Below are 2139 nucleotides of genomic sequence, written 5' to 3' on the forward strand. Positions count from 1 at the left end.
CAAAGGCGTATCAGAGATCGGCCAGGATATCGGCCATGTCATCGGCATGCTCTTCTTCCTGGGCCAGGATGTCTTCGAAGATGCGCCGGGTGGTCGGGTCTTTTTCGCCGATGTACTGCACGATTTCCCGGTAGCTGTCGATGGCGATCCGTTCGGCCACCAAGTCTTCGAACACCATTTCCTTGAGTGTATTGCCGGCCACGTACTGGGCGTGGGAGTGCCGGGTCAGCAAGTCGGGGTTGAATTCCGGTTCGCCGCCCAGTTGCACGATGCGCTCGGCGAGCCGGTCGGCGTGCTCGGATTCCTGGTTGGCGTGTTCGAGGAACTCGCTCGCCGCGACGCTGGCCTTCAGCCCAGTGGCCATGAAGTAATGGCGCTTGTAGCGCAGCGTGCAGACCAATTCAGTGGCCAATGCTTCATTCAGCAGGCGGATTATTTCCTGTCGATCGGCGTTGTAGCCTTCAGTGACCGCGCCGTTCTGGACGTTCTGGCGGGCACGTTCGCGCAGGGTGGTGACGTCGGATAAGTGCATGTCGCTCATCTCGTTCTCCTGGAGGCTGATCCGGTAGGGCGCCACGCTCTGCGGGCGTGGTCGCTCTAGTTCTGAGTGACGCGATCCTGGAAAAGTTTTACCGGATTTTTCCACGGCGTGACCGAAGGTTCCGGTGAGCGGCGGTAGGGTTGATCGGGCTGAAGTGACTCGGGTGTCATAGACTGGTCATCATCGGTACTGATGCTGACCCCCTCTTGATCGCAAGGATGTCGCCATGTCGCAACGCTGTGCCACTCGCTATCCGCTGGTGCTGGTCCCGGGCATGCTCGGTTTCATTCGCCTGGTCTTGTATCCGTACTGGTATGGCATCGTGGAGGCGTTGCGCCGGGGCGGGGCGGTGGTGATCCCGGTGAAGGTCTCGCCCCTGCATTCATCCGAGGTTCGTGGCGAGCAGTTGCTCGCGCGGATCGAGGAAGTGCTGCAGCAAACCGGCGCGCGGAAGGTCAACCTGATCGGTCACAGCCAGGGTGCTCTCACCGCCCGCTACGCAGCAGCCAAACGTCCGGACCTGGTGGCGTCGGTCACCTCGGTGGCTGGCACCAACCACGGTTCCGAATTGGCCGATTACCTGCAAACCCACTACCCGGCCGACAGCGCCAAGGGGCGTCTGCTCAGCGCCCTGCTGCGGCTGATCAATGGGCTGATGTGTTTGCTGGACACGGGCTACCACGGACCAAGGCTGCCGGCTGACCTCAACGCCTCCCACGCCTCGCTGACAACCGCCGGCGTTGCACTGTTCAATGAACGTTATCCACAGGGCTTGCCATCCACCTGGGGTGGCCACGGCCCGGAAGAGGTCAATGGCGTGCGTTATTACTCCTGGTCCGGAACGTTGCAGCCGGGCAAGACTGACAAGGGCCGCAACCTGTTCGATGGCACGAATCGAAGCTGCCGCTTGTTTGCCCGGACCTTCGTGCGCGAGGCGGGGCAGTGCGACGGCATGGTCGGGCGCTACAGTTCGCACCTGGGCACGGTGATTCGTGATGATTATCCGCTGGACCATTTCGACATCGTCAATCAGTCGCTGGGGTTGGTGGGCCGGGGAGCGGAGCCGATCCGGTTGTTTGTCGAGCATGCGGAGCGGTTGAAGGCGGCTGGGGTGTAGATCGTCAGGAGGGCCGCGTTATCGTTCTTCGCGAGCCTGCTCGCGAAATCGGTGGACCTGGCACCGAAAAATCAGACAGATGAAGGTGTAACAGGCTTTGTCTACACTGCACCCTATCGCCGTACCCTTGTACGGCAACCAGGAGAAACACCATGAAGATGCTGCGTGTCCCATTGTTGATGATCGGTTTGCTGCTGTGTTCCCAAGGCTTTGCCGCCACGGCCCAGCAAACCAAGATGACTACCTGCAACGCCGACGCCACCACCAAGGCGCTCAAGGGCGACGAACGCAAAGCATTCATGAGCAACTGCTTGAAGGCCGCTCCGGCCGCCGCTACTCCCGGCACGCCGCAGGAGCGCATGAAGACCTGCAACGCCACCGCCACTGCCCAGGCGTTGAAGGGTGACGCTCGCAAGACATTCATGAGCGAGTGCCTGAAGAAAAAATAAGGGCTGGTTTTTTCCCGACCGATCAGGGCCCT

At 61.0% G+C, this 2139-nt stretch carries 3 protein-coding genes; 2 read left to right on the forward strand and 1 reads right to left on the reverse strand.

Annotation, left to right across the window (positions count from 1 at the left end; all coding sequences use genetic code 11):
• Window positions 1-10: 10 nt before the first annotated feature.
• Window positions 11-541, reverse strand: coding sequence for a ferritin-like domain-containing protein (locus OC610_RS26160; RefSeq protein WP_030140123.1), 531 nt, complete (start codon window positions 539-541; stop codon window positions 11-13).
• 226 nt (window positions 542-767) lie between these two features.
• On the opposite strand from OC610_RS26160, the gene OC610_RS26165 reads away from it, so the two are divergent.
• Together OC610_RS26165 and OC610_RS26170 are read left to right on the forward strand one after the other, a co-directional pair.
• On the forward strand, window positions 768-1658 hold the full coding sequence (locus OC610_RS26165; protein ID WP_264431978.1) for a lipase family alpha/beta hydrolase: 891 nt from the start codon (window positions 768-770) through the stop codon (window positions 1656-1658).
• 152 nt (window positions 1659-1810) lie between these two features.
• Window positions 1811-2107 carry a PsiF family protein gene (locus OC610_RS26170; RefSeq protein ID WP_264431982.1) on the forward strand — a complete coding sequence of 99 codons (297 nt, stop codon included), beginning with the start codon at window positions 1811-1813 and terminating at the stop codon, window positions 2105-2107.
• Window positions 2108-2139: the final 32 nt, after the last annotated feature.

The organism is Pseudomonas agronomica, assembly GCF_025917275.1.
Classification (GTDB): Bacteria; Pseudomonadota; Gammaproteobacteria; order Pseudomonadales; family Pseudomonadaceae; genus Aquipseudomonas; species Aquipseudomonas agronomica.

Excerpts from the sequence above, each read along its gene's own strand:
- OC610_RS26160 (WP_030140123.1), bottom strand. The coding sequence starts at position 541 with ATGAGCGACATGCACTTATCCGACGTCACCACCCTGCGCGAACGTGCC.
- OC610_RS26165 (WP_264431978.1), top strand. The coding sequence starts at position 768 with ATGTCGCAACGCTGTGCCACTCGCTATCCGCTGGTGCTGGTCCCGGGC.
- OC610_RS26170 (WP_264431982.1), top strand. The coding sequence starts at position 1,811 with ATGAAGATGCTGCGTGTCCCATTGTTGATGATCGGTTTGCTGCTGTGT.